Here is a 26,521-nt window from a genome sequence, read left to right on the forward strand (position 1 = left end):
CAAACCCATGAGGACCCGCCTACTGGGAGGCGTGGCCGCTCTGATTGTTGCAATCATCGGCAGCGTTCTACTCATCACCTACGTCAATGGCGCCGACCAGCGTGCCTACGCGAGCACCGAAACTCAGGACGTCTACGTCGTGCAGAAGTTAATCCCCGCGGGGACTACCTCGACAAGCTTGGGGGACTCCGTGGCCAGGAAGCCGATGCCGAAGGGCATGGTCCCTGCTGACAGCGTGACAGACCTCTCGTCCCTCCAGGGCAAGGTCGCCTCGGTTGCCCTCGAACCAGGTGAACAGCTTCTTGCCAGCCGATTCGTCGATCCCGCGTCGCTGCACGCACCCGGCCGCGTTGATGTGCCGGCAGGCATGCAGGAAGTCACCCTTCGTCTGCCCATCGAGCGAGTGGTCGGCGGTGCCCTCTCGGCCGGAGACACAGTTGGCATCATCGTTTCCTTCGACGCACAGAACAACACGCTCGCGCAGACCCAGTTCACCTACAACAAGGTCCTCGTGACTGGCATCCAGCTCTCAACTGGTGCGGCCGCCCAGAACAATGCAACCCAAGCCAGCGGAAGTGGATCCGGTCCCGGGAACTCGAATAGCAACAGCGGCGACTACCTCGTGACCTTGGCCCGACCGGCCTCTGATGTCGCCAAGCTCATTTACGCCGCCGAATTCGGGAAGGTCTATCTCACTAAGGAACCTGCAGCCGCACAGAACGGCGACGCGGGAATCATCGACCGGACGAAGGCATTCCAATGAGCCGCTTCGCATCCATCACTGCTGAGCCTGATTTTGCGCACCGTGTCCGACTCGCAGCCGCCAGTCTCCCAGGGGCTCTCCAATCCTTCCAAGCCAACTTCTTGCCGACGAGCATCGACGATGTATTTGGTCAGCTGGTGGGTGAGCCCCTCGAGGTCCTTGTCCTCGGTCCGGATCTGCGCTCCGAAGACGTCCTGAACTTCGCGGCCGCGGTCGACGTCCGCTATCCGCAGATCAGCATTGTCTATGCCGCAGAGCCGACCCACGAGCTTGCACTCGCGGCCATGCGCTCAGGTGTGAGAGATCTAATAGCCCCGGACTCAGACGTCGACTCGCTCCGAGGACATCTCGACCAGGCCGCCGCTGTCGCGGCCGTGCGCTCCGCCTCGGTGCCGTCGCCCAGTGCAGAGGTTGCCCCTGCCAGCGGCCACGGAAGAGTCATTGCTGTCATGTCTCCAAAGGGTGGAGTAGGGAAGACCACTATCGCCACAAATATTGCGGTAGGGCTCGGAAAGCTCGCCCCGATGTCTGTGGTAGTCGTGGACCTCGACCTCCAATTCGGCGATGTGGCGAGCGGCCTCATGATGTCCCCCGAGCGCACCGTACTAGACGCGGTGCAAGGTCCAATGGACGCGTTGTCGCTAAAGACGTATCTGACCCCGCACTCGACAAGCATCTACGGTCTTTGCGCGCCAAAGAACCCCGCCGACGCCGATCGCATTGCGCCCCGGGAGATCTCCGATCTGATCGAGCGACTTGCCAAGGAATTTCAGTACGTCGTTATCGATACATCCCCCGGTCTCGGCGAGCATGTGCTCGCCACCCTCGATCAGGCTACGGACGTTGTCTGGGTGTGTGGAATGGACATTCCCAGTGTTCGCGGCCTCAAGTCCGGCCTTGAGATCCTCGACGAGCTTCATATGCTCCCTGAGCACCGGCACGTCGTGGTCAACATGGCGGATCGCAAGTCGGGTATCACCATCCAGGACGTCGAGGCGACCATAGGGATCCCCGTCGACGTCATCCTCCCCCGTTCCAAAGCCATCCCGCTCTCGACGAACCGGGGAGTGCCGGCTCTCCAAGACGGACTTCGCGATGCGTCGGTCAAGGGGCTTCGGAAACTCGTTGAGCGCTTCAAACCCCAGTGGGAACAAGAACGAAAGCAACTGCACCGGCGGGTGGTGTTCCAATGAGCCTCTCACAACGACTCCAAGGTTTACGCGCCAGCGCTCCTGCGGCATCGTCAACTCTCAACCCTTCAATCCCCGTGGACGAGCCGAACGCTCCCTTTGACGACACCCGAAGTCTCGACACCTCCCGGGGGCTCGTACCAAGTTCATTGAACTTAAGCACGCGGGTCGAAGCGAAGGCTGTTGCTGACGCCAGGGCCCGGCTCGCCGTACATGAAGATGCGACCCCAGATAGCGTCAGGGCTAGCCACGCGCTCCGCGATCTCAAGGAGAAGGTAAGCGGCGAACTCTACGACCGTGTCGGCAACCGCATCAGCGATAGCAGCCTCAGTGAAGCTGATCTCCACGACTTCGTTCGAGGCGAGCTACGGGCTGTGGTGGTTGAAGAAGCTGTTCCCCTGACCTCGAGCGAACGGGACCGGCTCATCGAGGAGGTCATGGACGACGTCCTTGGCCTCGGCCCTATTCAGCGCTACCTCGATGATCCTAGCGTCACCGAAGTGATGGTGAACCGCGCCGATCAGGTGTACATAGAACGCAATGGTCAGCTTTACCCGACGGAGACCACTTTCTCATCTGAAGATCAGCTTCGTCGGGTGATTGAACGCATCGTCTCGCGGGTTGGCCGACGCATTGACGAGTCATCACCGCTCGTCGACGCCCGACTTGCCGACGGCTCGCGCGTCAATGCGATCATCCCGCCCCTCGCCGTAAACGGTGCTGCACTCACCATCCGCAAGTTCTCGCGAGAGGCGCTCAGCGTAGCGAAGCTTATGCAGCTCGGCACACTCAGCCACGAGATGGCGGAGTTACTACAGGCGTGTGTTGAAGCGCGGCTCAACATCATTGTCTCGGGCGGCACCGGCACTGGTAAGACGACGTTGCTCAACGTGCTGTCGTCGTTCATCCCGCATGACGAACGCATCGTAACCATTGAAGACGCGGTCGAACTCCAGCTCCAGCAGGAGCACGTCGTTCGACTCGAGAGCCGGCCGCCCAACATCGAAGGGCACGGGGCGATCACCATCCGAGATCTTGTCAGGAATTCTCTGCGCATGCGGCCCGATCGGATCGTAGTCGGCGAGGTCCGCGGTGGAGAAACCCTCGACATGCTCCAGGCGATGAATACAGGACATGACGGATCCCTCTCGACCGTCCACGCGAATACTCCGCGTGACGCCATCGCCCGTCTTGAGACGCTAGTCCTCATGGCCGGAATGGACCTGCCGCTACGCGCCATCCGAGAGCAGGTCGCCTCAGCCGTGAACCTCATAGTGCACCTGAGTCGCCTTCGGGACGGCACTCGACGCGTCACCCACGTCACCGAGGTACAAGGCATGGAAGGCGACATTGTCACCCTCCAAGACGCATTCCTCTTCGACTATAGCGCTGGGATCGACTCAAACGGCCGGTTCCTTGGAAAGCCGCTCCCAACGGGTGTGCGGCCTAGGTTCACAGAGCGGCTGGCCGAACTCGGAATCCAGCTGAGCCCCTCGGTCTTCGGTCAGCAGTTCGGAAGGGTGTGAGGCAATGAGCTCCACTCTCATAGTTATCGTCGGAATGCTTGGGTTGTGCGGGGGTTTGTTCGGCGTCATCGCGGCCCTTCCCTCTCGCCGAGCGGTGGCGCCAGAACGACGTCGTCCCCAAGCAAGCCTCACGCCGTCGTCAGCCCTGTCCAAGCTGACGGACTCGGCGGTCGGCGCGATCAATCGTTCACTTCGCGGGCGCGACTTCAAGCTCGTACCGACGGGCAAGCTTGAGCAGGCTGGGCTCAGGATCAGCCGAGGCGATTTCCTGTTCATGGGGGCCAGCGCTGTGGCATTGGGAGCCATCGTCGGATTCTTTTTGGGAGGGATGGGGACCGCGATCCTTGGTCTCATCCTGGTCCCTATTGGGCTGCTTCTGTGGCTCAACCTCAGGATCTCTCGTCGGCAGGCCAAATTCGCCCAACAGCTTCCCGACACCCTCCAAATGCTTGCCGGAAGCATGCGGGCGGGTCACAGCCTGCTGCGCGCTCTCGATGGGGGCGCCGAGGAAGCGGAAGCTCCTATGAGCGAGGAGTTGCGGCGTGTAATCAACGAGGCTCGCATTGGAAAGGACCTCGTCCAATCCCTCATCGAAGCTGCGGCTCGAATGAAGAGTCAGGATTTTCTCTGGTCGGCGCAAGCCATCGAAACGCAGCGCGAGGTGGGCGGGAATCTGGCCGAAATTCTCGACAACGTCTACGACACGATCCAAGACCGCGCACAGCTAAACCGCCAGGTGTCAGCCCTGAGTGCCGAGGGAAAGATGTCCGCATGGATCTTGATCTCTCTGCCGATCGGATTCTTGATCGTTCTGTCCTTCATCAACCCCACCTATGCCTCGGTCTTCTACTCGTCCCTGCCCGGATGGATCATGCTCGCCGTCGGCGCCGTACTCCTGACCGTAGGGGCCGTCTGGCTCATGAAACTGATCAAGCCGAAGTACTAGTTGAGGAATCCGATGTCGCCACTTGCCATCACCGCGATGCTCGCGGTCATTCTTCCGCTCTCGTATCTCGCGTGGGCACTGGTCGCGACCGACCGCACTACCCGCAGGGCCATTGAGATCAACCTCGGACTCACGAAGGCCGTCCCAGGCGCTTCGCGCCGCCCCGTTCCCGAACAGCTCGCCGAATTGTCGCGCAAAATCACGCCGACAGGCTACTCGGCCTTCCTGGATCGGAAACTCGCGGGTGCTGGACGTCCACGACAGTGGCCTCTCGAACGGATCCTGGTTCTCAAGCCGGTGCTTGGACTCCTAGGTGCAGCCGTGGGAGCGATGTTTTTCCTGCGTGCGCCCTCGATGATCGTGTTCCTGTTTGGCCTCGGTATTCTCGTACTCGCCTACTTCGTGCCTGACCTGTTGCTCGAAAGCACTGGGCAAAAGCGGCGCGAAGCGATGCAGCGGGCTATGCCGAACATGTTGGACCAGATGCTGATTTCGGTGGAAGCTGGCGTGGGATTCGAAGCTGCGATGGCCCGAGCGGCTGAGAACGGCAATGGGCCGCTTGCAGACGAATTCATTCGAACACTTCAGGACATTCAGATGGGGCGTTCGAGGCGCGAGGCGTATCTCGATCTAGCACAGCGAGCTGCCTTCCCGGATCTCAAATCCTTCATCCGGGCCGTCGTTCAAGCAGACCAGTACGGCATCGCGATCGCAAAGACAATGCGCGCTCAGGCAAAGGAAATGCGGACGAAGCGACGGCAACGTGCCGAAGAACATGCCATGAAGATCCCGGTCAAGATTTTGTTTCCACTGATCTTCACGATCCTCCCCACACTGTTCATCGCGGTGATGGGGCCGGCCGCCATAAACATCATCAAGATGTATTCCTAGCCCTGAGGGATGGTCTTCCTCGAAGAAGCGCCTCGTCAGGGCATCCTCGGGGACGAGAACAACCATCCTCCAAGTCGTCGGACGTCAGGTTCCTTCGCCATGATCCCACCGCTAAACCCGCCCGTGCCGTGTTCGCCGCGGGCCCCACGATCCGGAGTCCTCTCCCGGCACCCAGAACCGGGAGGGGGCTCCGCCCTCAGAGGCGGTTCCTCTTCACTACGCGAGAGGCATGAGGCGCCTCTAGGCCCCTCTGCAAACGCCCTGAATGTGCTCCGGTTCCTCTTCGCCACCGCGGTCATAGCTTCCGATGCCTGGTGGATAGGAGGTTATGGCCCACAGCCAGCCTTCTTGGGAATCAAGCTCGGGACCGCCGGGATTCTGGGTTTCTTCGCCATCTCGGGTTATCTGACGACCGTGAGCGCCCAGCGTGCATCCTCGTTCCGGGAATTTGCATCCGCTCGCATGTTCCCCTTCTATGCAGGTCTTGTCGTAGCCGCGATCGCAGTTGCCTTCTTTGCCGCCCCTCTGGGTGCATTGCTGACAGGTGGCCATTATGAGATCCGTTCTGGCCTCGCGTTCCTGGGGCTGGCGGTCCTGGTCCTCAGCGGATTGACAACCGCACCGTCGATCGGCACCTCGCTGAAAGGCAACGTCGATTACCTCGACTGGAACGGGATTCTCTGGACTTTGACGTGGGCGGCACTCTGCTACGTGATCGTGGCCGCCGTCGTCTTCCTGCTCCGTCGCCGCTCGGCGGAGCGGCACGCGCGCACAGTGATCGCGCTCCTCCTCGCCGCGACGACAGCAGCCGACAGCAGCCAGATCTTCGCCAAAGGCTTCGAACCCGACCGGACCGCCTTCGTCCTCCCCTTGATCGCGTTCTTCCTCGCGGGTTCCCTTCTCGCCTTCTATCGCGAGCAGGTTCATGTAGAACTGCTCCCGGCGATGCTCGCTGCCGCCCTCGCGTTGGCCTTCCTCATCACGGGCCTGGGCCCGGTCCTGACCGCCCTGCCCCTCACCTATCTGATCGTCTCGGCTGCTTCTCTGAGGAGCCTGGCCCGCATCCAGTTGAGTCGCGACGTCGCTTACGGCATTTACCTCTACGGCTGGCCGGTTCAGCAGCTGCTCGCCGCACTGCACCTCCCAGCCCTTTTGCCGCCGCTCGGCTACGCGGCTGTAGCCCTCATCGCCGTCCTGCCCTTCGCGTTCGCGAGCAGCGTCGTAGTCGAACAGCTGGACCACCGCTGGCTGCAATCTCAGCCATCGCGCCAGAACGCTCACATGGAGCTCGTTAGCGCCCACTAATTCCCCAAGCTCTACCTCAAGGAATACGCAAGGAGCCCTCGCTTTCCACGGACTCTCCAAGCCTTCACCGAGCTTCAAGCAAGTTTCATTCCTGAGCTATGTCCCCGCTCCTAACTTTGATCGTGGAGCTGGTAACCGCCAGCGGAACCACCCCCCCAACAGGAGCCAGACATGCTTTCTCTTATCGCTTCAATGCACGTCCTCGGCATCAAGGCCAAGGAACGTTTCCTCTCTGACGAGAAGGGCGCGACCGCCGTCGAGTACGGCATCATGGTTGCCCTCATCGCCGTCGTCATCATCGTTGCGGTGACCCTCCTCGGTGGCAACCTCAAGACGATGTTCAACAACGTCGCCGGCCAGGTCCCCACCACCAACCCGTGAGCCGCCCCGTGATTCGGCGCATCTTCTCGGGCGAAAAGGGCGCTACCGCCGTCGAGTACGGCATCATGGTTGCCCTCATCGCCGTCGTCATCATCGTTGCCGTCAGCCTCCTTGGCGGCAATCTCCAGACGATGTTCAACAACGTCGCCGGGCAGGTTCCCACCACCAACCCGTGATCCGCCGAGGCCGCCCGGATCCGGCATCATGCCGGCGCCCGGGCGGCCTCGACGTGTCCGCACCCTTCGCCTCGTCACACAGCAGAGGAGTCCCCATGCAGGCCCAGCACCGCGAACGCGGAGCCGCAGCAGTCGAGTTCGCGCTCCTGCTGCCAGCTCTGCTCTTGCTGGTGCTCGGCATCCTAGACTTCGGCCGGATCTTCAGCGCTCAGCAGACGCTTACATATGCTGCGCGCGCCGGAGCCCGGGTCATGGCGCTCCAGAACAGCCAGTCCGCCGCGGTGACCGCGGCCCAGACCGCGGCTTCACCGCTTGGCCAGCTCCCGGCGTCCTCGTTCGCGGCCTCGCCGACCACGTGCACGTCAGGAACCCAGGTGACCTTCACGGTCAATTACACGTTCAAGGGCACCGGCTTCTTCGGCACCTTCCCTCTTCAGGGGAAGGGGGTCATGCTATGCGGCGGCTGATCTCGAAGTTCGGCTCACAGTACGACGCCGGAGCGGACTGCGAGCGCGGAGCCGTCGCCGTCGTGACGGCGTTGCTTTTGGTCGTGCTGCTCGCTGTGGGCGCCCTCGCCGTCGACGGTGGAATGCTCTACGGGAAGCGCGCGCAGCTTCAGAGCGGCGCGGACGCAGCCGCGCTCGCGGTTGGCCAGAAGTGCGCTGCCTCCCTGACCGACCCCCAATGCACGAGTACCTCAACCCTCGCCACCTCGCTCGCGCAGTCCAACATGCTCGCTGGGCAGGCGGGCATCGCCTCCCTGACCGTTGACACAACGGGGCAGACAGTCACCGCGGTCACGCAGCCTCTCCAGCCCGGCATGCAGCCAGGCTCGGTCTCGCTGTTCCTAGCCCAGACGCTCGGCATCACGAGCGCGTCGCTAGGAGCAACAGCAACGGTGGCCTGGGGCAGCCCCAGCAAAGGCATTGCCCCGTTCCCGCTCGCCTTCTCCGTGTGCCAGGTTCAAGGCATGATCAACGGGGACTACCAGCTGCTCGAAAGCCACGGTTCGGGTGCTAACCCAAACTGCAACTACGGCCCCTCGGGCCAGGTCGTGCCAGGCGGCTTCGGCTGGCTCGTCCAGGACTCGGGCCAGTGCGGGGCGACGATCAACATCGCGACGTCTGAGGGCGGCAGCGACCCCGGCAACAATCCGCCTCAGAACTGCAACACGATCCTGCAGAACTGGGTCAACACCCTCCAAGCGGGCCAGCGTGTCGTCGTCCTCCTGCCCGTCTTCACCGGCGTGACCGGCACAGGCAGCGGCTCGATCTACACGCTCTCGGGCTTCGCGGCCTACAACGTCATCGGCTGGAACTTCGGCAGCAACAGCCCGAGTGCCTACAACTACACCTCCCCCAACGGTTCCTCTGCCCTGAGCTGCTCGGGCAACTGCCGCGGAATCATTGGGCAGTTCATCACGTACGTCGACCTCAACAGCGTCTACCAGCTCGGCCCATCAACGAGCTTCGGAGCGACTGTCGTCAACCTCACCAACTGATCCCCACCCCAAACCACAGAACTCAGGAGCATCGTGAAGTCCAGACTCGTTGCCGGCGCCGCCGCCCTTGTCGCGGCCATCCTCGGCGTCGTGCTGGTGATCTCATACGCCAACGGCGCCGACGCCCGCGCTCAGGCCGGAATGCAGCCGACCGACGTCCTGGTCGTCACGAAGGCAATCCCCCAGGGCACGCCGGCGGCGAACATCAGCGGCTCGGTGCAGCTGAAGTCGCTGCCGGCGAGCGCGGTCGCGCCGACGGCCCTGCACTCCCTCGACGGGATGTCCGGCAAGGTCGTCGCCGCGGCGATGCAGCCTGGCGAACAGGTCCTCTCTGACCACCTCGCAGACCCGAGCACTCTTACCGCACCCGGCTCGGTGGCGGTCCCGGCGGGCCTCCAGCAGGTCTCGTTCACGGTGAACGCGGACCGGGCGGTGGGCGGCAAGCTCCAGGCGGGGGACACGGTGGGGATCTTCCTCTCGTTCGACCACGGCGCCCTCCCCAGCGGCGGCCCCGAAAGCACGGCGCTGGTGTACCACTCGGTGCTCATTACCTCCGTGCAGGGCGTCACCCAGCCCATCGACAACGCCAAGCCGGCCACAGGGACCATCACGCTGACCGTCGCGGTCAACGACGTCGAGGCCACGAAAATCGTCTTCGCGGCCCAGTTCGGCACCATCTGGCTGAGCAAGGAACAGGCCAACCTCCCGCAGACCACCCCGAGCCCGATCGACCGATCGAAGGTGTACCAATGAGCCGCTTCGTGCTGATCACCCCGAGTCCCGACTTCGCGGAGCGCATGCGGGCGGCGGTCGACGGCGCCCTGCCGGGTGGCGTGCACACCGTCGCCACGGCGGAACTCCCCGAGCAGCCCGAGCAGATCTTCGAGCTCCTCGGCGGGGTGCGGCCCTCCGTCGTCGTCCTCGGGCCCGGCGTGGCGCTCGAAGGCGCGCTGCGCCTCGCCACGGTCTTCGACGTCCGCTTCCCTGATGTCTCCGTGCTGCTCGCGGCCGAACCGGACGCCGAGCTGATGCTCCAGGCGATGCGGGCGGGCATCCGCGACGTGGTCTCGGCCAACGTCGAGCCAGAGCAGCTGCGGGTCATCCTCCAGCGCTCCGTGCAGACTTCGGAGGGCCGCCGCCGTGAGGCTGGCGTCCCAGCTCTGGGCGACGACCACCGGGGGCGCGTCATCGGCGTCTTCTCTCCCAAGGGCGGCGTCGGCAAGACGACGCTCGCGACGAACATCGCCGTCGGCCTCGGCAAGGTCTCCCCCATGAACGTCGTGATCGTCGATCTCGACCTCCAGTTCGGCGACGTCGCTTCCGGCCTCGATCTCGACCCGGAGCACACCGTCACGGACGGCGTCTCCCGCGCGGCGGCGCAGGACTCGCTCGTGCTCAAGGCGTTCCTCACCCTCCATCCGGCCGGCATCTACGCACTGTGCGCTCCCCGCGACCCGGTTGAGGCGGACCACATCACTCCCGAACAGGTCGCCCGGCTCATCCGCCAGCTCGCGGACCAGTTCGAGTACGTGATCGTGGACACCGCGCCGGGCCTCGGCGAGTGCACGCTCTCGGCACTCGAGGAGTGCACCGACGGCGTGTGGGTCACGGGGATGGATGTCCCTGGCGTCCGCGGCCTGCGCTCCAGCCTCGACGTCCTGGGCCGTCTGGGGCTCCTGCCCGAAACACGTCACCTCGTCATCAACATGGCCGATTCGAAGGCTGGCCTGAGCGTGCGCGACGTCGAGGCTACCGTCGGCGTCCCCGTCGACGTGAGCGTGCCCCGCTCGCGCTGGGTCTCCTATTCGACCAACCGTGGCATCCCCGTCCTCCAGTCCACTCGCCGTGACAAGGCGACGACGGCGCTTGGCGACGTCGTCGACCGGTTCACGCCCGACGGCGCAGCGAAGGCTCGCCGCCGTGTCCACCGAAGGGTTGTGGTCTCGTGAAGCTCTCCGAGCGCATCGGCATCGCCGAAGGCCGTCCGGTCCCCGCCGCTCCCGCGGCGCCTGCCGCTGCCGGGAGCACCGGCGTCGACGTCGTCGACCCCATCGCGCCCGACCTCTCCGCGTTCGCCCTGCCCCCGGTGCCGGGTGCTCCCAAGACCCTGCCCTCCGACGCCCTCGCCGGTCTCAAGCAGCGCGCGGCGGACGCCCTGTTCGAGCGCATGGGCTCGCGCTTCGGCGACTCAGGGGCCACGGAAGAGGAGCTGCGCTCCGCAGCCCGCGACGAGCTCACTCACGTCATCGACGAAGAGCACGTCCCGCTCAGCACCGCCGAGCGCTCCCGCCTCCTGCGCGACATCGAGGACGACGTCCTGGGCTATGGCCCTCTCCAGCGCCTGCTCGACGATGACGACGTCACCGAGATCATGGTCAACCGGCACGACCAGATCTACATCGAGCGCAAGGGCAAGCTTCAGCTCTCGGAGCTCCGCTTCACCTCCGAGACCCAGCTCCGCACCGTGATCGAGCGAATCGTCTCCCGCGTCGGCCGCCGCATCGACGAGTCCTCACCGCTCGTGGATGCGCGCCTCGCCGACGGCTCGCGCGTCAACGCCGTCATCCCGCCCCTCGCCGTCGGCGGCTCGTCGCTCACGATCCGAAAGTTCGGCAAAATCCCGCTCACGGTTCGTGACCTCATCGGGTTCGGCAGCCTCACGCTCGAGATGGCGGAACTCCTGCAGGCGTGCGTCAAGGCCAAGCTCAACATCATCGTCTCGGGCGGTACGGGCACAGGGAAGACGACACTGCTCAACGTCCTCTCCTCCTTCATCCCCGACGACGAGCGCATCGTCACGATCGAGGACGCCGTCGAGCTTCAGCTCCAGCAGGAGCACATCGTGCGGCTCGAGAGCCGGCCCCCGAACACGGAGGGCACGGGCCAAGTCACGATCCGTGACCTCGTCCGCAACTCGCTCCGTATGCGCCCCGACCGGATCGTGGTCGGTGAGGTCCGTGGCGGCGAATCGCTCGACATGCTCCAGGCAATGAACACGGGCCACGACGGCTCCCTCTCGACCGTCCACTCCAACTCACCGCGCGACGCGATCGCGCGACTCGAGACCCTCGTGCTCATGGCGGGCATGGACCTCCCGTTGCGCGCTATCCGCGAGCAGATCGCCTCTGCCGTGAACCTCATCGTGCAGATCTCCCGTATGCGCGACGGCTCCCGCCGCATCACCCACATCACGGAGGTGCAGGGCATGGAAGGCGAGATTGTGACTCTCCAGGACGCGTTCGTCTTCGACTACGCAGCAGGCCTCGACGCGAACGGGCGCTTCCGCGGAAGCGCCATCGCGACCGGCGTACGCCCGCGGTTCCTCGAGCGCTTCGAGGACCTCGGGATCAACGTCCGCCCCGGCATCTTCACCCCACCCCAGCGAGATCAGGAGCAGCAGCCATGGAAGTGATGCTCGGCTGTGGCCTCATCCTCGCGGGCGGCCTCGTCTCGGCAGTTCTCGTGCTGCGCCCCGGCCACCGGGCCCTCCCCGTCTCGCGGCGGCGTCCGGTCGTCGCGGAGAGCGAGGGCGCGTTCAGCCGGGCCGCGACCGGCATCGCGGATGCCCTTCAGGGGTGGATCTCGGGGCGCCGGTTCCGCGTCGTCTCCCCCGAACTGCTCGACGTGGCCGGCCTCCACGTGCGCCAGGCCGACCTGCTCATCTGGGTCATCGCCGGAATGGCGGCGGGCATCGCGCTCGGGCTTCTCGGCGGCAGCCTCGGGCTCGGCCTCCTGCTCGCGATCATCGCCCCGCTGGCCCCTCAGCTCGTGGTGCGGTCCCGGATCGCGGGGCGCCGGAAGAAGTTCGACACTCAGCTCGCGGATACTCTGAATCTCCTCGCCGGCGGCCTCCGGGCCGGCCACAGCATCCTGCGGGCCATCGACGCGGCGGCGGCGGAGAGCCCCCAGCCGACCGCGCACGAGATGCGCCGTGTCATCCACGAGACGGCGCTCGGACGCGACCTGCTCGCCTCGCTCGGGGACACGGCCTCCCGCATGGAGAACCAGGACTTCGTGTGGGTGTCCCAGGCGATCCAGATCAACCGCGAGGTCGGCGGCAACCTCGCCGACGTGCTCGACCAGGTCAACGAGACCATCCGCGAGCGCAGCGAGATCAAGGGCCACATCTCCGCCCTGGCCGCGGAAGGCAAGTTCTCCGCGTACATCCTCATGGCACTTCCGGTTGGCATCGTCGTCATGCTCATGATGGTCAATCCCACCTACATGACCCCGATGTTCACGAATCCGCTCGGCTGGGCCATGATCGCTGCCTCGGTCGTCCTCATGGGCATCGGCGCGTTCTGGCTCCGCAAGATCATCCAGATCAAGTTCTAGGAAGATACCGATGGGCATTCCCCTTTTCGCAGCGTCCCTCGTGGGCGTCGCCGTCGCGGCGCTTCTGTGGTCCCTGCTCTCCGTGGATCGGCGCGAGGTGCGCGCCATCCAGACCAACCTCGGGCGCGGCATCGCGCCGGTCGGAGCCGCTCCCGAATCGGGTTCCAGTCTCAGCACAGTGTTCGAGCGGATCGCACGCCGGCTGACTCCCGCCGCCTACGTGCGTCGACTCGATCGGCTCCTCGCCCTCGCGGGACGCCCTGCGTCCCTCCCGCTCGGGCGGCTGCTCGCCGCGAAGCCGGCCCTCGGCGTCGTCGGCGCCGTCTGCGGGATGCTCCTCGTCTCGATGGGTTCCGCACCGACGTTCCGCCTCATCGCATTCTTCCTCGTGATCTTCGGGTACATGGTGCCAGACCTCATGCTGCTCAGCCGCGGGATGGAGCGCCAGAAGACCATCCAGACGGACCTCCCCAACACCCTCGATCAGCTCCTCATCTCGGTCGAGGCGGGCCTCGGCTTCGAGGCGGCCCTCTCGCGGGCCAGCGCGAACGGCAAGGGACCCCTCTCGGAGGAGCTCGTGCGCACGCTGCAGGACATGCAGGTTGGCCGTTCTCGGCGCGAGGCCTACCTCGGCCTCGCCGAACGCACGACGGCCCCCGAAGTCCGCACCTTCGTCCAGGCCATCGTCCAGGCAGACGCGTACGGCATCGCGATCGCCAGGGTGCTCCGCATCCAGGCCAAGGCCATGCGCGTCCGGCGTCGCCAGCGGGCCGAGGAACAGGCGATGAAGCTCCCCGTGAAGGTGCTCTTCCCGTTGCTCTTCTTCATATTCCCGGTGCTGTTCATCGCGATCCTCGGACCCGCGGTCATCAACACCATCGCGACTCTCTCAGGACGGTAGCGTATGAGCCGGAAGGAGACGGTCATGATGGCACCCGGCATCCCGTCGGAAGACACGGGGAGCGCGCTGCCGCTCGTCGACCCCACTGCCCTGCGGGTCCTCGCCGAGGATGTGGGCCCGGAGTCGGCGGCGTCATTCGCCCGCGACTTCGTGCGGATCTGGCCCCGCCGCCGGGACAACCTCAGCACCTCGCTCGGGCGCAACGACTACGACGCTGCCCACGACGCCGCGCTGAGCCTGCGGACCTCCTCGACCATGGTTGGCGCGGCGCGACTCGCGGGCCTCGCATGCGACCTCGAGCGGAGGCTGCGCGCCGAGGGCACCGAGACTGCGGCGCGCCTTCTCCCCCAAATCGTCGAATGCGGCGAGCGGACGGTTGCGGTGTTGACAGCGGACGACGGCGGGAGCTCGCCGAGGGTCTGAACGCGCCCCTGGGCTCGGGGGTCAGGTCGCTTCAGGCGGGCAAGAGTTCCAGGCCGACAAGAGTTCAGGATGTTGCGGGCGCGAGCCGGTACCCCACCCCGCGCACGGTGACGAGCCACCGCGGCTGCCGCGGGTCGTCCCCGAGCTTGCGCCGCAGGTTGCCGAGATGAACCTCGACGGCGCGCTCATCGGCCTCGCTCACGTAGGAGTCCTCCCGGAACCGTTCGCCGCGCGAGACACGCACGAGGTCGGCGCGCGAAATGACGGCGCCACCGGCCCGGAGAAGTGCGTGCAGGAGGTCGAATTCGGTGCGAGTGAGCTCCAGTTCGTCGCCTGCGAGCGTTGCCGTCCGCGTGCGCGGGTCGAGAGTGAGGCCTCGGTGACGGAACAGCGCGTCGGGTCGCGGCGCCGTCGTCCGCTCCGGCAGCGGGCGGCGCAGGTGCGTGTTCGCGAGGGTCGGTTCAGCCGCGGCGGGCGCCGCGTGTGGTGCTAGGGGCGCTTTGGCGCCGACGCCAGCTCGCGGCCTCCGCATCATCGCGGCAATCCGCGCTCGGAGCTCGCGGGGGCGGAAGGGCTTGGTGAGGTAGTCGTCGGCTCCGGACTGGAGCGCGAGCAGGGTATCGGGTTCCTCATCCCGTGCCGTGAGCATGACGACGTACGCGTCGCTCGACGTCCTGATGCGCCGCAGGACCTCGAAGCCGTCGATGTCCGGCAGGCCAAGGTCGAGCGTCACGACGGCAGGGTCCTCTCGCCGCGCGATCTCCGCGCCTTCCTTGCCCGTCGCGGCGCTCATCACCTCGAATCCCGCCTGCCGCAGGACGTCCTCAACGAGATGCCGCACGTCGTCGTCATCCTCGACCACCAAGGCCACGCCCAAGTCGTCCATCGCTGTCTCTCCTGTCCCCGCATCGACAGCCCTTGTCATTCAAGGGTATATCTCATGTCATATTCTCATTACTGACGCAAATATCACACCAGTACATGTGTCATAAAGGGGGGGTAGAGGAAGGAGCCACGTGTCGGCCAACGAACAGGTGGTCGTTCAGCGCGCGCAGAAGTACCTCCAACGTCTCCGCTCGACGTCTCGAGTTGCGCTCTGGCAGCTCCCGCTCGTCGCTGCGATTGTCATAGTGGCCGTCGCTGCCCCCGGGCCGTGGAACAGCGAATCCGCGCGCCCGCTCATCATCGCCGGGTTCCTCCTCGTGTGCGGGGCCGGCGCGGCATGCCTCACCGTCCCGTGGGACCGACTCCCCGAGCAGACCGTCCTCGTCATCCCGATCGCAGACCTCGTCTCGATCGGCCTCATCCGCAACGCCGGCGACGGAACGCTTCAGGGGCTAGGCACGCTCGCCGTCTTCCCCGTCATCTGGATTGCGGTCTCGATGCGCTCGGTCGTCTGGACGCTCGTAACGTGCTTCGTCGGGCCCCTGCTCATCTCCACCCCCACCCTCACAGAAGCCGTGAGGCGAGGCTTCCCGGCCGGCGCGAGCTACTCCCTCCTGCTCCCAGTCCTCATGCTGACCGTGGCCGTCGCGATCCGGGCCGCCACGGCTGGCCTCCGCGTCCAGGAGCGGCTCCTCCGGACGCAGCGCGAGCAGCTCCGCGCGCTGCTGGCCGAATCGCAGTCCACGGAGCGTCTGCTCGCAGCGATCCTCGACGCCGTCAACGTCGGCATCGTCGCAATCGGACCCGACGGTCTGCCGGTCCGCTCGAACCGCCGCTTCAAGGAGCTCCTGGCCGCCTCGGGCTGGATTCCCGCGATGAGCGCAGGTGGTCCCAAGCTGGCGTTCCTCGCCCAGGACAGGCGCACCCCCGTCGCTCGGGAGCAGTGGCCCTTCGTGCGGGCAGCTGCAGGGGAACGCATCGATGGCGAGGTGTACTGGCTCGGGACAGGGCCGGACGCCGTTGCGCTCTCAATCGTCGCGCGCCCGATCGAAGGCCCCGAAGGCGGCGCTGTCCTGGCCTTCGGGGACGTCACCGCCCTCGCCACCGCCGTTGACGACAAGGCCGAACTCGTCAGGACGGTCGCCCACGAATTCAGGTCGCCGCTCACCGCCGTCCTCGGGAACCTCGACCTCGTGCTCGAATCCGAGCAGCTCACCCCGGATGATCGGCTCCGTCTCGAAGTGGCCGAAAGGAGCGCAGAGCGGCTGCTGCACCTTGCCGCGGACCTCGTCGCATCGTCGTCGAACGCCATCCCGGTGCGCCTCGGCTTCGCAGACCTGCGGCCCGTCCTCGAGGGCCGAGCGGACGCGGCGCGGCTCGCTGCCGTCGCCGCGGGAGTCCAGCTCGCCGTCGAGCTCGAAGATTCGCTCTGGGCTCGCATCGACCCGCTGCGCGTAGGGCAGGCCGTGGACAATCTGCTCTCGAACGCGATCAAGTACTCGCCGGATGGCGGCACCATCACCTTGCGCGCGAGACGTTCCGAGGGCTGGGTCGCGATCGAAGTGCGCGACAGCGGCATGGGCATTTCGGCCGACGAGCGCGAGCGGATCTTCGAGCGCTTCTTCCGGACCTCAGAGGCGCGGCGCTCTGACATCCCGGGCGTCGGCCTCGGCCTCGCCCTCTGCAGTTGGATCGCCGAGCGGCACGGCGGGCGCCTCGAGGTGGTGAGCGACCCGGGCCGCGGGAGCGTCTTCACGCTCTATCTGCCCGCTTCCGGGCCGTCCGACTAGGCCGGGTCCCTGAGAGCACGCGTCTGCTCGGCGCGCGCTGCCAGGTCCTCGGCGGTCTCCGGATAGCCGACCTCTTCGAGCACGAGCGGGTGGGCGGGGGCCAGCTTCGTCTTCGCGTCGCGGACCCTGGCGAGCATCCGCTCGTGCAGCCACTCCGGGCGTTCGAGGCCCTCCCCCACTCGCAACGCCGAGCCAACGAGGGCACGCACCATGTTGTGGCAGAACGCGTCCGCCCGAACATGGGCCACGACGACGCCCTCAGGGGTGCGCTCGAACGAGAAGTCCTGCAGCACGCGCACGGTCGTCGAGCCTTCGCGCGGCTTGCAGAACGCGAGGAAGTCCTGCAGGCCGAGCAGCTGGGCGGCGGCGCCGTTCATGCGGCCGACGTCGAGGGCGGCCTTGTGCCACAGCGTGATCCCGCGGAGGGTCGGGTCCCAGTGCTCGGGCCGGTCAGCGATGCGGTACGAGTAGCGGCGCCACAGGGCGGAGAAGCGGGCATCGAAGCCGACGGGAGGCACGACGGCGCGCCGCACCTCGATCGCGCCCGTCGCCTCGCCGAGGACGCGGCTAAGGGCCCCCCGCAGCCGACGGGCCAAGACAGCTTCGGGCTCGGCGTCTGAGCGGCGCGGGAGATTCTCCCATTCGTGCGCAGTCAGGTCCGCGTGGACCACTTGGCCCCTGGCGTGGACACCGGCGTCCGTGCGGCCGGCGACGACGACCCGCACCTGGCGCCGCAGGATCAGGGCGAGCGCCTCTTCGAGGCACCCTTGGACGGTCCGCAAGCCCGGCTGCACGGCCCAGCCGTTGAAGGGGCCGCCGTCGTACGCGATATCCAACCGGACCCGGACAGCATGGGACCCCCCGGCGCTGGATGCCGCCCCGGCGCTGGATGCGAGAAGGCCCCCGTTCCCGGAATCGGGAACGGGGGCCTTCTCTGCGCTCATGCGCCCCAGTCTATCGGCGCCACTCGCGGCGCCCGACGGCGCGGCTTACTTGGCGTCGTCGCCCTCGGCCTCGTCGGCCGGGGTCTCCTCGGCAGCAGCCTCGGCAGGAGCCTCAGCGGCCGTCTCCTCAGCGGGGGCCTCGGTTGCCTCGGCCTCAGGAGCGGTCTCCTCGGCGGCGGTCTCCTCGACCGGAGCCTCGGGGGCCTCGGCCTGAACGGCCGGCTCGGCCTTGGGAGCCGCGGCACGCTGTGCAGCGCCCTCGGCCTCCCGCACGACAGCCTGCTTCGCCGAAACCGGCTCGAGCACGAGCTCGATGACCGCCATGGGAGCGTTGTCGCCCTTGCGGTTGCCGATCTTGGTGATGCGGGTGTAGCCGCCGTCGCGCTCGGCGAGCTGCGGGGCGATCTCCGTGAAGAGCTCGTGGATGATGCCCTTGTTGGTGGCAGTGCGTGCCGAGATGGCCGCCTGGACACGGCGGCGCGAGGCGAGGTCGCCACGCTTCGCGAACGTGATGAGGCGCTCCGCGACCGGGCGGAGGCGCTTGGCCTTCGTCACGGTCGTGGTGATCCGCTTGTGCTCGAAGAGCGCAGCGGCAAGGTTGTTGAGCATAAGGCGCTCGTGCGCCGGGCCACCGCCCAGACGCGGACCCTTGGCGGGTGCAGGCATAGTAGTTTCTCCTCGGGTGGGCCGCCGCCGGGATTCACCCGGCCACGGTCAATTCATGGTGGCTTAGAGGTCGTCGTCGCCGTACGGAGCCTCGTCCTCGTCGATCGCTGCAGCGCGAGCGGCGAGATCGAAACCTGGAGGCGAGTCCTTGAGGGAGAGACCGAGCTCGACGAGCTTGGCCTTGACCTCGTCGATGGACTTGGCACCGAAGTTCCGGATGTCCATCAGATCGGCCTCGGAGCGCGCCACGAGTTCACCCACGGTGTGGATGCCTTCGCGCTTGAGGCAGTTGTACGAGCGCACGGTCAGGTCCAGGTCCTCGATCGGGAGGGCCATGTCCGCAGCGAGCGCAGCGTCCGTCGGGGACGGGCCGATCTCGATGCCCTCGGCCGCCGTGTTGAGCTCACGGGCGAGGCCGAAGAGCTCGACAAGGGTCGTGCCGGCGGAGGCGACGGCGTCGCGCGGCTTGATGGCCGGCTTCGTCTCGACGTCCACGATCAGGCGATCGAAGTCGGTGCGCTGCTCGACACGGGTCGCCTCGACGCGGAAGGTGACCTTCAGCACGGGCGAGTAGATCGAGTCGACCGGGATCCGGCCGATCTCCGAGTCGGCGGACTTGTTCTGAGCAGCCGAGACGTAGCCGCGGCCGCGCTCGATCGTGAGCTCGAGCTCGAACTTGCCCTTCGAGTTGAGCGTGGCGATGTGCAGATCCGGGTTGTGGATCTCCACACCGGCCGGCGGAGCGATGTCCGCCGCGGTGACGACGCCCGGACCCTGCTTGCGCAGGTAGGCGACGACCGGCTCGTCCTGGTCGGAGGAGATGGACAGGCTCTTGAGGTTCAGGATGATCTCAGTGACATCTTCCTTGACCCCGGGAACCGTGGTGAATTCGTGCAGCACGCCGTCGATCCGGATGCTGGTGACTGCAGCCCCCGGGATCGAGGACAGCAGGGTGCGGCGCAGCGAGTTGCCGAGCGTGTATCCGAAACCGGGCTCCAGCGGCTCGATGACGAATCGGCTGCGGTTGTCGGACACCACTTCTTCAGACAGTGTGGGGCGCTGTGCAATAAGCACGTAGTTTCCTTTCAGCGAGCATCCGCTATATGACGCAACACAGATGGATGGAAAACGGTCTGACCAAGTAACGGGCCTCTGGCCGGCCGAGGTTCCCCTCAGCCGGCCAGGACCTTCGACAACCAGTTAGACGCGGCGGCGCTTCGGGGGGCGGCAGCCGTTGTGTGCGCTCGGGGTGACGTCCTGGATGGAGCCAACCTCGAGGCCCGCGGCCTGAAGGGCGCGGATCGCGGTCTCGCGGCCCGAACCCGGGCCCTTGACGAACACGTCGACCTTGCGGAGGCCGTGCTCCTGAGCACGCTTCGCAGCGGACTCGGCGGCCTGCTGGGCGGCGTACGGGGTCGACTTGCGCGAGCCCTTGAAGCCGACCTCGCCGGCCGAGGCCCACGAGATCACGGCGCCCGAAGGATCCGTGATCGAAACGATCGTGTTGTTGAACGTGCTCTTGATGTGCGCCTGGCCGAGCGCGATGTTCTTCTTGTCCTTGCGACGCGGCTTGCGGACCGAGGTCGCACGAGTCTTCGGGGGCATGAGTACTCCTACTTCTTGGTGACGCTAGCCGCGATCAGCGGCCGGCCTTCTTCTTGCCGGCGACGGTCCGCTTCGGACCCTTGCGGGTACGGGCGTTGGTCTTGGTGCGCTGGCCACGGACCGGGAGGCCCCTGCGGTGGCGCAGGCCCTCGTAGCTGCCGATCTCGACCTTGCGGCGGATGTCGGCGGCCACTTCGCGGCGAAGGTCACCCTCAACCTTGTAGTTGCCCTCGATGTAGTCACGCAGCTGGACAAGCTCAGCGTCCGAGAGGTCCTTCACGCGGACGTCCGGGCTGATGCCAGTGGCAGCGAGCGTCTCCTTCGCACGGGTGCGACCCACGCCGTAGATGTAAGTAAGCGCGATTTCCAGCCGCTTTTCGCGGGGAATGTCAACGCCAGCGAGACGAGCCATAGTGGCGGTTCTCCTTGTGTTGTCCGGAGGTCGTAGGCAGTACACCCGCACTTTCAGTACGGCCCCAGCCTCCGGGCCGGGGGTTAGCTGTCCGGGCTCTGTTATTCGTCCCAGCGCAGCTTGTGCTGCCTTCTCTAGTTATTGCGTGGGCGCCGCCCGAGCTGTCTCCTCGTAAGGAGGAATCAGCCCTGGCGCTGCTTGTGGCGCGGGTTCTCGCAGATCACCATGACCCGACCGTTGCGGCGGATCACCTTGCACTTGTCGCAGATCTGCTTGACGCTCGGCTTGACCTTCATGGCATTCCTTTGCGTGTTCTGCAGGTGGTCAGCATGACCGGCCAGGTGCCCCTGGCCGCGCTGCTTACTTGTAGCGGTAGACGATCCGGCCGCGGGTCAGGTCGTAGGGGCTGAGCTCCACCACCACGCGATCCTCCGGGAGGATACGGATGTAGTGCTGACGCATCTTCCCGGAGATGTGTGCGAGCACGACGTGCTTGTTCGTCAGCTCAACGCGGAACATCGCGTTGGGCAGCGCTTCAGTCACGACGCCCTCGATCTCGATGACACCGTCCTTCTTGGCCATAGCCTCCGCTATCTGTTGTGCCGCCGGGCACAGGTGCGCCCGGTGGTCGTCTATGGTTGATTCGACTAGCGGCAGCTCCCCGAAAAGGGCACAGCTGGGCCGACAGCCAACAAACAACTGTACGCCAGACCGGGCCGGAAGTTAAATCCGCCTATCGTACACGCGATCTCCCGGCGGATCACGGCATGTTGGAGTTTCACCAGCTTCAGTCGGGCACTAGCGGCAGGTCCCCTTCCCCGGCGGCGGGTCGCGCCGTCGTCCGCCCAAAAGGTGGTGAGACTCCGACCGTAATGGGCCAGCCCCGAGGCAGCGTGAGACTCCCGCGCTAAGGCGAGATCCCTACAGCAGGTCGAGCCGTGGGAGGCCGCCGAGCGCCAGCCGCGCCTCCACGATGGCGCAGACTTGTCGCACCATCTCCTCCGGCCGGTAAACAATGTCCGCATACCCGAACCGGGCCACGGCGAAGCCCAGCGCCTGGGAGGCGTTGTCGCGGCGGTAGTCCTTCAGCCTGCGCTTGGGGCCCTCATGCTCCTTGCCGTCGGTCTCGACGTCGACGCAGGCCTCGACGAGCAGGTCCATCGATCCGACGCCGCGAATGTCGACCTGCGGCTCGACGCGAAGCCCCGCGCGGCGGAGGTGAGTGCGTGCGAGCGTCTCGAGCAGCGACTCTGCCCCGACGTCGACCAGGTCGAGGATGCGCCGCGCCCGACTGTTCCGGCGGCCTGGGAGCCGGTCGCGCAGGAAGTCCATCGAGAAGCCCTGATGGGAAGCCGACTCGACCATGACCAAGGCTTCGAGCTCGGGCAGGCACTGAAGGGCGTGAAGCAGCACGTCCGCCTTCGAGGCAACCCACTCATCCGGCTCCCCGGGGAGCCAACTCTTCCGGTGCACGACTGCCCGCTCGGAGGAGAAGGTGCCGTCCGGCCGGAGAAGATGCACTTCTTCCGGGCGGCGAAGCGTCCAGAGCCCGTAGTGATCTGCAGCAGAGACGCAGGTCAGCCGGGAGTTCGTTGCCGCACACCGCACACGGAGAGGGTCGGCTCCGGGAAGGGCGTAGATGCCAGGCCTCGGACGCTCCAAGCGGCCCGCCTTCACTGCTTGCGCCAGCTCCCGCTCGGTCACTCCCGCCGCGAGAAGCTGCCTCGTTCGCGCGAGGCCGCCCCAGCGAGGCAGGAGGTGAGCGGGATCCACACCGCCATCGTCTCCCACCGCGCGGGGCCTGCGGGGGCGTTCGAGAGGCTATGTGGATAACTCCGCCGTGGGAGTTTCACCAACTTCCGGGCGGACGACGGCGCGAACCGCCGACGGCGCCGACAAACTCGCCGAAGCTGGGGTGCAGAAAGTGGTGAAAGTCCGGCGGCGCCGCGCCTAGGCCGGCGCCCAGCTAGGCCGGTGGGGCGGGGTAGGGCTCCCAGGTCCCGGCCGGCGTCGTGACCGTAGACGCCGAGCGGACGGCGTCGAGAATCGCAAGACGAACGGCCTCGGCTGCGGCCGTCTGGACGAAGAAGAGCGCTAGCTGACGTGCGAAGTCGGGCTCGCGTTCGAATTCGACGGCCCGGGTCGAGAGCGCGAAGATCGTGTCCCCGTCCACGAGCGTGTGGCTGGGATTGAGCGCGCGGGCGAGGCCCGCGTGGGCCGCGGTCGCCGTCCGCTTGCATTCAGCGGGGGTGAGCGCCGCGTTCGTCGCAACGACGGCGAGGGTCGTGTTGGCGGACGACGGCGCCTGGCCGCCCACGAGGGTCGGCTCGACGTTGGCGGGCGGCGCCTCGGGGAACACGGGCGCCCCCGCAGCATTGACGACGGCGAGCGCGCCCACCACGAGCCCCTCCGGCAGGACCACCTCGGGCGCGCCCGGCGGCCCCTCAACCGGCCCAGCAGGGAGCGCGACCGACGCCATGCCTACGCCTCCCTTATACCGTCCTCGCGCGAAGACCGCGCCGGTGCCGGCGCCCACGCAGCCGCGCAGCGCGCCGTCGTCCGCTTGCCCCGAACCGACAGCGGCAGCCGCGGCTTCGAACCCCATTGCGGTGTCTGGGCGCTTGCCAAAGTCCCCGCCCCGACCCAGGTCGAAGATCACGGCGGCGGGCACGATGGGCACCACCCCGCCCACGACTGGGAAACCCTGGCCCTCTGACTCGAGGAACTGCTGGACCCCGGCCGCGGCCGCCAGCCCGTAGGCGCTCCCGCCGCAGAGGGCCACGCCGTCCACGTTCTGGGCAAGGGTCGACGGATCGAGCGCGTCGGTCTCACTCGTTCCTGGACCACCGCCGCGGACATCGACACCCCCAGCCGACCCGGGCGGCGCCAGGACCGCGGTCACTCCGGTGAGCCAGCCGTCTCCGACACGCTGAGCGTGGCCCACACGTATCCCGGGGACATCGAGGAGGGATCCCATGGGGACATTGTGCCGCACCGACCCCGAAGCATGGCGGACGCTCCAACAAGCAGTGAACTCTCGGCAACCTCTCAGGTAACACTCAGGCGGAACGCACTTTCCGTCCATCTTCGCCCAAATCGTCGTGGTCCACTGATGCCTGCTATGACCAAACTCGAATTGGACCCACGAGACGCTGGGGTCGCTCCCCTCGCTTCCGATCAGCGCAATCGACGGCCACGCTCACGCTGGTCGGCAAGGAGCCGACGCGACTTCCTCGTCTTCCTCGCGATGGCGCTGCCGAACCTCATGCTCATCGCGGTCTTCACCTACCGGCCGCTAGTCGCCAACATCCAGTACTCGATACTCGACTGGACCCTCGGCGCGGAGACGGCCCGCGTCGTCGGCCTCGCAAACTACATCGAGTTCTTCACGAGCGACGACGCATCCCGCGTTCTCGGGACAACACTCGCCTTCACTGTGTTCACCGTCGGACTCTCGATGGCGCTCGGTCTGCTCGTGGCGCTCGCGCTCAACACGAAGGTCCGGGGCACGACGTTCGCGCGTTCGGCAGTCTTCGCGCCGTTCGTCCTCTCCGGAGTCGGCGTCGGTCTCGTCTGGATGTTCATCTTCGATCCGGGCTACGGCGCGCTCGCGTGGATCCTCCGCGCCGGGGGGCTTGCCAGCCCACAGTGGTTCAACGACCCTCAGCTCGCGCTCTCGATGGTCGTCATCGTCTACGTGTGGAAGAACCTTGGCTACTGTGCCGTCGTCTACCTTGCGGGGCTCCAATCGCTGCCGGGTGACGTCATGGAGGCAGCCGCGCTCGACGGGGCGGGCGGAATCCGCAGGTTCTGGAGCATCAGCCTGCCACTGCTCTCCCCCACCACGTTCTTCCTGCTCATCACGACGATCCTCTCGAGCCTCCAGGCGTTCGATCTCATCCGGATCATGACGCCGCTCGGCAACGGGACGAGCACCCTCATCTACGAGGCGTACCTCCAGGCATTCGGCGCGTACAACCGGGCGGGGTACTCCGCAGCGATCTCGGTGATCCTCTTCGTGATCCTGCTGGTCGTCACGGTCGTCCAGATCCGCTTCGTCGAGAAGAAGGTGCACTATTCATGAGCGCGCCCACGCCAATGGCCGTCGTCGATATGGAATCCCAAGCGCCGGATGCGCACCCGCCGCCGCACCCGCGCGCGCTCTCCAAGGCGAACCTTGCCCGGACGCTCGCGGGGGGCTACGTCCCGCTCGTGCTGGCGACGCTCATGGTGTTCCTCCCGCTCGCCTGGATGGTGCTGAGCTCGCTCAAGACGCCGAGCGAAATCGTCACCACGGAGCTCAAGATCCTCCCGGAGCAGTTCTACGCGGACAACTACGTGCAGGCGACCACGACGGTCCCGTTCGGCCAGTTCTTCCTCAACTCGGCGATCGTGACGTTCGTCGGTTCCGGGGTAAAGGTGCTCCTCGCGATTCTCACGGCCTATGCGCTCGTGTTCGTGCGCTTTCCCTTCAAGAAGGCGATCTTCGTTCTCGTCCTCGTAGCCCTTATGGTTCCGCCGCAGGTCTCGATCCTGCCGAACTTCATCCTCGTGGCTGGGATGGGCGGAAAGAACACTCTCTGGGGGATCATCCTCCCCGGCCTCGGGACAGCGTTCGGCACGTTCCTCCTGCGGCAGCACTTCCTCACGCTCCCGGGCTCGCTGCTCGAGGCCGCGGAACTTGACGGCGCGGGTCACTGGCGCCGTCTCTGGCAGATCGTGGCACCTGTGTCTTTGCCCTCGATCGCGACAGTCGCTCTTGTGACCATCGTCAACGAATGGAACGACTACATCTGGCCGCTCATCATCACGGACCGCCCGGACACCATGACGCTGCCCGTCGGGCTCACGCTCCTGCAGAACTCCGAGGGAAACACCGGCTCGGGATGGGGAATCCTCATGGCTGGCGCCGTTCTGGTCATTATCCCGGTCCTCGTCGTCTTCGCCATGCTGCAGCGCTACATCGTCGCAGGCCTCACCCAAGGCAGCGTCGCCAACTAGACACCTTCGTTCTTCCGCTCCACTCGCCCAACCAACTCGCACTCGCCACAACCCACCGCACCCTGAAAGGCCCACCATGGCACCCGCTCCCGTCAGCCCCACCGTCCAGACTCCCATCAGTCCCGTCTCCGCTCTCGGCCGTCGCCGCTTCCTCGGCCTCACAGCGGCTGGAGCGGGAGTGCTCGCCCTCTCCGCATGCGCCGGTCCGAATACCTCCGGCAGCGTGGCTACAAACCAGAACGCGGACTTGGACTTCACCAACGTCAAGCCAGCCTCGAGCATCGACTTCTGGACGAACCACCCCGGCCAGTCCCAAGCCGTCGAGCAGCAGCTTGTCGACAAGTTCCAAGCGGCCAACCCGGGCATCAAGGTGAACATCGTGACCGCGGGGGCGAACTACGAGGACATCGCGCAGAAGTTCCAGACCGCCCAGGCCGCAAAGTCCGGGCTCCCCGGCGTCGTCGTCCTCTCGGATGTGTGGTGGTTCCGCTACTACATCAACCGCAACATCATTCCGCTTGATTCGCTCAACAAGCAGCTCAACGTCCAGATGGGCGACTATCGCGACTCCCTCGTCAAGGACTACCAGTACGCGAACAAGCAGTGGGCTCTGCCTTACGGCCGATCGACCCCACTCTTCTACTACAACAAAGATCACTTCAAGACCGCTGGTCTCCCGGAGGGACTGTAAGAAAAACGGTGTGAACGGCGTGGCCTGACCGAAAGGAAGGGCAATGACCGAGACCACCGACATGATCGATCCCGTGACGGGAGAGATCATCGATCAAAAGGAGCTCGCTGAGTCTTTGCTGGAGCAGGCGCGCGAGCAGGGCGTGAGCCTGGTGGGCCCGGGCGGGCTGCTGGCCGGGTTGACCAAGAG

At 66.1% G+C, this 26,521-nt stretch carries 30 protein-coding genes and 1 pseudogene; 21 read left to right on the forward strand and 10 right to left on the reverse strand.

What is annotated here, in order from left to right; genetic code table 11:
- The first annotated feature begins 31 nt into the window (after positions 1-31).
- The 16 genes from cpaB (LK10_RS03580) (at position 32) to LK10_RS03655 (ending at position 14,338) form a co-directional block, all read left to right on the forward strand.
- Positions 32-763 carry a Flp pilus assembly protein CpaB gene (cpaB, locus tag LK10_RS03580; RefSeq protein WP_231567581.1) on the forward strand — a complete coding sequence of 244 codons (732 nt, stop codon included), beginning with the start codon at positions 32-34 and terminating at the stop codon, positions 761-763.
- Complete coding sequence (locus tag LK10_RS03585; RefSeq protein WP_043120084.1) at positions 760-1,956, forward strand: AAA family ATPase; 1,197 nt, start codon at positions 760-762, stop codon at positions 1,954-1,956. Before cpaB (LK10_RS03580) ends, LK10_RS03585 begins: the two co-directional genes overlap by 4 nt.
- Complete coding sequence (locus LK10_RS03590) at positions 1,953-3,479, forward strand: CpaF family protein (RefSeq protein ID WP_043120087.1); 1,527 nt, start codon at positions 1,953-1,955, stop codon at positions 3,477-3,479. The genes LK10_RS03585 and LK10_RS03590 overlap by 4 nt, the downstream gene beginning before the upstream one ends.
- A gap of 4 nt (positions 3,480-3,483) precedes the next feature.
- Positions 3,484-4,425, forward strand: coding sequence for a type II secretion system F family protein (locus LK10_RS03595; RefSeq protein ID WP_043120089.1), 942 nt, complete (start codon positions 3,484-3,486; stop codon positions 4,423-4,425).
- 12 nt (positions 4,426-4,437) lie between these two features.
- Entirely contained in the window at positions 4,438-5,316 is an 879-nt protein-coding gene (locus tag LK10_RS03600; protein WP_043120090.1) for a type II secretion system F family protein, read from the forward strand.
- A 348-nt stretch (positions 5,317-5,664) separates the two neighbouring features.
- Positions 5,665-6,621, forward strand: a complete 957-nt coding sequence (locus tag LK10_RS03605) for an acyltransferase family protein (protein ID WP_043120092.1) — start codon at positions 5,665-5,667, stop codon at positions 6,619-6,621.
- 171 nt (positions 6,622-6,792) lie between these two features.
- Positions 6,793-7,002: a Flp family type IVb pilin gene (locus LK10_RS03610; RefSeq protein WP_043120094.1), complete on the forward strand. Its 210-nt coding sequence runs from the start codon at positions 6,793-6,795 to the stop codon at positions 7,000-7,002.
- Complete coding sequence (locus LK10_RS21690; RefSeq protein WP_043120096.1) at positions 6,999-7,178, forward strand: Flp family type IVb pilin; 180 nt, start codon at positions 6,999-7,001, stop codon at positions 7,176-7,178. Before LK10_RS03610 ends, LK10_RS21690 begins: the two co-directional genes overlap by 4 nt.
- 95 nt (positions 7,179-7,273) lie before the next feature.
- Complete coding sequence (locus LK10_RS03620) at positions 7,274-7,645, forward strand: TadE/TadG family type IV pilus assembly protein (RefSeq protein ID WP_043120098.1); 372 nt, start codon at positions 7,274-7,276, stop codon at positions 7,643-7,645.
- Positions 7,633-8,679: a pilus assembly protein TadG-related protein gene (locus LK10_RS03625; protein ID WP_043120100.1), complete on the forward strand. Its 1,047-nt coding sequence runs from the start codon at positions 7,633-7,635 to the stop codon at positions 8,677-8,679. Before LK10_RS03620 ends, LK10_RS03625 begins: the two co-directional genes overlap by 13 nt.
- Before the next feature lie 33 nt (positions 8,680-8,712).
- On the forward strand, positions 8,713-9,432 hold the full coding sequence (cpaB, locus tag LK10_RS03630; RefSeq protein WP_043120102.1) for a Flp pilus assembly protein CpaB: 720 nt from the start codon (positions 8,713-8,715) through the stop codon (positions 9,430-9,432).
- The gene (locus LK10_RS03635) at positions 9,429-10,628 is read left to right on the forward strand and encodes an AAA family ATPase (RefSeq protein WP_043120104.1); all 1,200 of its coding nucleotides are present in this window, start codon (positions 9,429-9,431) and stop codon (positions 10,626-10,628) included. The genes cpaB (LK10_RS03630) and LK10_RS03635 overlap by 4 nt, the downstream gene beginning before the upstream one ends.
- Positions 10,625-12,091: a CpaF family protein gene (locus LK10_RS03640; RefSeq protein WP_052206893.1), complete on the forward strand. Its 1,467-nt coding sequence runs from the start codon at positions 10,625-10,627 to the stop codon at positions 12,089-12,091. The genes LK10_RS03635 and LK10_RS03640 overlap by 4 nt, the downstream gene beginning before the upstream one ends.
- Entirely contained in the window at positions 12,082-13,014 is a 933-nt protein-coding gene (locus tag LK10_RS03645) for a type II secretion system F family protein (RefSeq protein WP_043120105.1), read from the forward strand. The genes LK10_RS03640 and LK10_RS03645 overlap by 10 nt, the downstream gene beginning before the upstream one ends.
- A 10-nt stretch (positions 13,015-13,024) precedes the next feature.
- Positions 13,025-13,915: a type II secretion system F family protein gene (locus tag LK10_RS03650; protein ID WP_043120107.1), complete on the forward strand. Its 891-nt coding sequence runs from the start codon at positions 13,025-13,027 to the stop codon at positions 13,913-13,915.
- Between the two features lie 3 nt (positions 13,916-13,918).
- Entirely contained in the window at positions 13,919-14,338 is a 420-nt protein-coding gene (locus LK10_RS03655) for an Hpt domain-containing protein (RefSeq protein WP_052206894.1), read from the forward strand.
- A gap of 64 nt (positions 14,339-14,402) precedes the next feature.
- Here the strand turns inward: LK10_RS03655 and LK10_RS03660 are convergent, their stop codons facing one another.
- Positions 14,403-15,224 (reverse strand): response regulator transcription factor, encoded by an 822-nt coding sequence (locus tag LK10_RS03660; protein WP_043120108.1) that lies wholly within the window; start codon positions 15,222-15,224, stop codon positions 14,403-14,405.
- Between the two features lie 130 nt (positions 15,225-15,354).
- Here LK10_RS03660 and LK10_RS03665 point away from each other — a divergent pair, with 130 nt between their 5' ends.
- On the forward strand, positions 15,355-17,013 hold the full coding sequence (locus LK10_RS03665) for a sensor histidine kinase (protein ID WP_052206895.1): 1,659 nt from the start codon (positions 15,355-15,357) through the stop codon (positions 17,011-17,013).
- On the opposite strand, the gene LK10_RS03670 is transcribed toward LK10_RS03665, so the two are convergent.
- The 9 genes from LK10_RS03670 to LK10_RS03710 form a co-directional block, all read right to left on the reverse strand.
- Positions 17,010-17,957 (reverse strand): tRNA pseudouridine synthase A, encoded by a 948-nt coding sequence (locus tag LK10_RS03670; RefSeq protein WP_081998240.1) that lies wholly within the window; start codon positions 17,955-17,957, stop codon positions 17,010-17,012. The genes LK10_RS03665 and LK10_RS03670 overlap by 4 nt on opposite strands.
- Positions 17,958-18,002: 45 nt before the next feature.
- Positions 18,003-18,623: a 50S ribosomal protein L17 gene (gene rplQ / locus LK10_RS03675; RefSeq protein WP_043120110.1), complete on the reverse strand. Its 621-nt coding sequence runs from the start codon at positions 18,621-18,623 to the stop codon at positions 18,003-18,005.
- 63 nt (positions 18,624-18,686) lie between these two features.
- On the reverse strand, positions 18,687-19,697 hold the full coding sequence (locus tag LK10_RS03680; RefSeq protein ID WP_043120111.1) for a DNA-directed RNA polymerase subunit alpha: 1,011 nt from the start codon (positions 19,695-19,697) through the stop codon (positions 18,687-18,689).
- A gap of 126 nt (positions 19,698-19,823) precedes the next feature.
- Positions 19,824-20,228, reverse strand: a complete 405-nt coding sequence (gene rpsK / locus LK10_RS03685; RefSeq protein ID WP_043120112.1) for a 30S ribosomal protein S11 — start codon at positions 20,226-20,228, stop codon at positions 19,824-19,826.
- A gap of 34 nt (positions 20,229-20,262) precedes the next feature.
- A complete protein-coding gene (gene rpsM, locus LK10_RS03690; RefSeq protein ID WP_043120113.1) occupies positions 20,263-20,640 on the reverse strand; it encodes a 30S ribosomal protein S13 in 378 nt (125 codons plus the stop codon).
- Between the two features lie 182 nt (positions 20,641-20,822).
- On the reverse strand, positions 20,823-20,936 hold the full coding sequence (gene rpmJ, locus LK10_RS03695; RefSeq protein WP_011775570.1) for a 50S ribosomal protein L36: 114 nt from the start codon (positions 20,934-20,936) through the stop codon (positions 20,823-20,825).
- A 64-nt stretch (positions 20,937-21,000) separates the two neighbouring features.
- Positions 21,001-21,222, reverse strand: coding sequence for a translation initiation factor IF-1 (infA, locus tag LK10_RS03700; RefSeq protein ID WP_011775571.1), 222 nt, complete (start codon positions 21,220-21,222; stop codon positions 21,001-21,003).
- Positions 21,223-21,561: 339 nt separating this feature from the next.
- Positions 21,562-22,413: a type IV toxin-antitoxin system AbiEi family antitoxin domain-containing protein gene (locus LK10_RS03705; RefSeq protein WP_052206896.1), complete on the reverse strand. Its 852-nt coding sequence runs from the start codon at positions 22,411-22,413 to the stop codon at positions 21,562-21,564.
- Between the two features lie 193 nt (positions 22,414-22,606).
- Entirely contained in the window at positions 22,607-23,617 is a 1,011-nt protein-coding gene (locus tag LK10_RS03710; protein ID WP_043120115.1) for a P1 family peptidase, read from the reverse strand.
- Positions 23,618-23,752: 135 nt separating this feature from the next.
- Here LK10_RS03710 and LK10_RS03715 point away from each other — a divergent pair, with 135 nt between their 5' ends.
- The 4 genes and pseudogenes from LK10_RS03715 to LK10_RS23105 form a co-directional block, all read left to right on the forward strand.
- A complete protein-coding gene (locus LK10_RS03715; RefSeq protein WP_408021431.1) occupies positions 23,753-24,724 on the forward strand; it encodes a carbohydrate ABC transporter permease in 972 nt (323 codons plus the stop codon).
- Positions 24,721-25,641 (forward strand): carbohydrate ABC transporter permease, encoded by a 921-nt coding sequence (locus tag LK10_RS03720; RefSeq protein WP_043120118.1) that lies wholly within the window; start codon positions 24,721-24,723, stop codon positions 25,639-25,641. Before LK10_RS03715 ends, LK10_RS03720 begins: the two co-directional genes overlap by 4 nt.
- Positions 25,642-25,717: 76 nt before the next feature.
- The gene (locus LK10_RS03725; RefSeq protein ID WP_081998241.1) at positions 25,718-26,332 is read left to right on the forward strand and encodes an extracellular solute-binding protein; all 615 of its coding nucleotides are present in this window, start codon (positions 25,718-25,720) and stop codon (positions 26,330-26,332) included.
- A 61-nt stretch (positions 26,333-26,393) separates the two neighbouring features.
- Positions 26,394-26,521 (forward strand): annotated as a pseudogene (locus tag LK10_RS23105) (IS256 family transposase); the annotation flags it as partial.

This window comes from Sinomonas humi, assembly GCF_000802235.1.
Taxonomy (GTDB): domain Bacteria; phylum Actinomycetota; class Actinomycetes; order Actinomycetales; family Micrococcaceae; genus Sinomonas; species Sinomonas humi.

What these genes read in the sequence shown, in the direction of transcription:
- rpsM (WP_043120113.1), bottom strand. Translation starts at nt 20,640, where the DNA reads ATGGCTCGTCTCGCTGGCGTTGACATTCCCCGCGAAAAGCGGCTGGAA.
- LK10_RS03645 (WP_043120105.1), top strand. Translation starts at nt 12,082, where the DNA reads ATGGAAGTGATGCTCGGCTGTGGCCTCATCCTCGCGGGCGGCCTCGTC.
- LK10_RS03590 (WP_043120087.1), top strand. Translation starts at nt 1,953, where the DNA reads ATGAGCCTCTCACAACGACTCCAAGGTTTACGCGCCAGCGCTCCTGCG.
- LK10_RS03625 (WP_043120100.1), top strand. Translation starts at nt 7,633, where the DNA reads ATGCGGCGGCTGATCTCGAAGTTCGGCTCACAGTACGACGCCGGAGCG.
- rpmJ (WP_011775570.1), bottom strand. Translation starts at nt 20,936, where the DNA reads ATGAAGGTCAAGCCGAGCGTCAAGCAGATCTGCGACAAGTGCAAGGTG.
- LK10_RS03620 (WP_043120098.1), top strand. Translation starts at nt 7,274, where the DNA reads ATGCAGGCCCAGCACCGCGAACGCGGAGCCGCAGCAGTCGAGTTCGCG.
- LK10_RS03660 (WP_043120108.1), bottom strand. Translation starts at nt 15,224, where the DNA reads ATGGACGACTTGGGCGTGGCCTTGGTGGTCGAGGATGACGACGACGTG.
- LK10_RS03670 (WP_081998240.1), bottom strand. Translation starts at nt 17,957, where the DNA reads ATGAGCGCAGAGAAGGCCCCCGTTCCCGATTCCGGGAACGGGGGCCTT.
- rpsK (WP_043120112.1), bottom strand. Translation starts at nt 20,228, where the DNA reads ATGCCCCCGAAGACTCGTGCGACCTCGGTCCGCAAGCCGCGTCGCAAG.
- LK10_RS03635 (WP_043120104.1), top strand. Translation starts at nt 9,429, where the DNA reads ATGAGCCGCTTCGTGCTGATCACCCCGAGTCCCGACTTCGCGGAGCGC.
- LK10_RS03720 (WP_043120118.1), top strand. Translation starts at nt 24,721, where the DNA reads ATGAGCGCGCCCACGCCAATGGCCGTCGTCGATATGGAATCCCAAGCG.
- infA (WP_011775571.1), bottom strand. Translation starts at nt 21,222, where the DNA reads ATGGCCAAGAAGGACGGTGTCATCGAGATCGAGGGCGTCGTGACTGAA.
- rplQ (WP_043120110.1), bottom strand. Translation starts at nt 18,623, where the DNA reads ATGCCTGCACCCGCCAAGGGTCCGCGTCTGGGCGGTGGCCCGGCGCAC.
- LK10_RS03710 (WP_043120115.1), bottom strand. Translation starts at nt 23,617, where the DNA reads ATGGGATCCCTCCTCGATGTCCCCGGGATACGTGTGGGCCACGCTCAG.
- LK10_RS03655 (WP_052206894.1), top strand. Translation starts at nt 13,919, where the DNA reads ATGAGCCGGAAGGAGACGGTCATGATGGCACCCGGCATCCCGTCGGAA.
- LK10_RS03650 (WP_043120107.1), top strand. Translation starts at nt 13,025, where the DNA reads ATGGGCATTCCCCTTTTCGCAGCGTCCCTCGTGGGCGTCGCCGTCGCG.
- LK10_RS03595 (WP_043120089.1), top strand. Translation starts at nt 3,484, where the DNA reads ATGAGCTCCACTCTCATAGTTATCGTCGGAATGCTTGGGTTGTGCGGG.
- LK10_RS03610 (WP_043120094.1), top strand. Translation starts at nt 6,793, where the DNA reads ATGCTTTCTCTTATCGCTTCAATGCACGTCCTCGGCATCAAGGCCAAG.
- LK10_RS03585 (WP_043120084.1), top strand. Translation starts at nt 760, where the DNA reads ATGAGCCGCTTCGCATCCATCACTGCTGAGCCTGATTTTGCGCACCGT.
- LK10_RS03600 (WP_043120090.1), top strand. Translation starts at nt 4,438, where the DNA reads ATGTCGCCACTTGCCATCACCGCGATGCTCGCGGTCATTCTTCCGCTC.
- LK10_RS03715 (WP_408021431.1), top strand. Translation starts at nt 23,753, where the DNA reads ATGCCTGCTATGACCAAACTCGAATTGGACCCACGAGACGCTGGGGTC.
- LK10_RS03725 (WP_081998241.1), top strand. Translation starts at nt 25,718, where the DNA reads ATGGCACCCGCTCCCGTCAGCCCCACCGTCCAGACTCCCATCAGTCCC.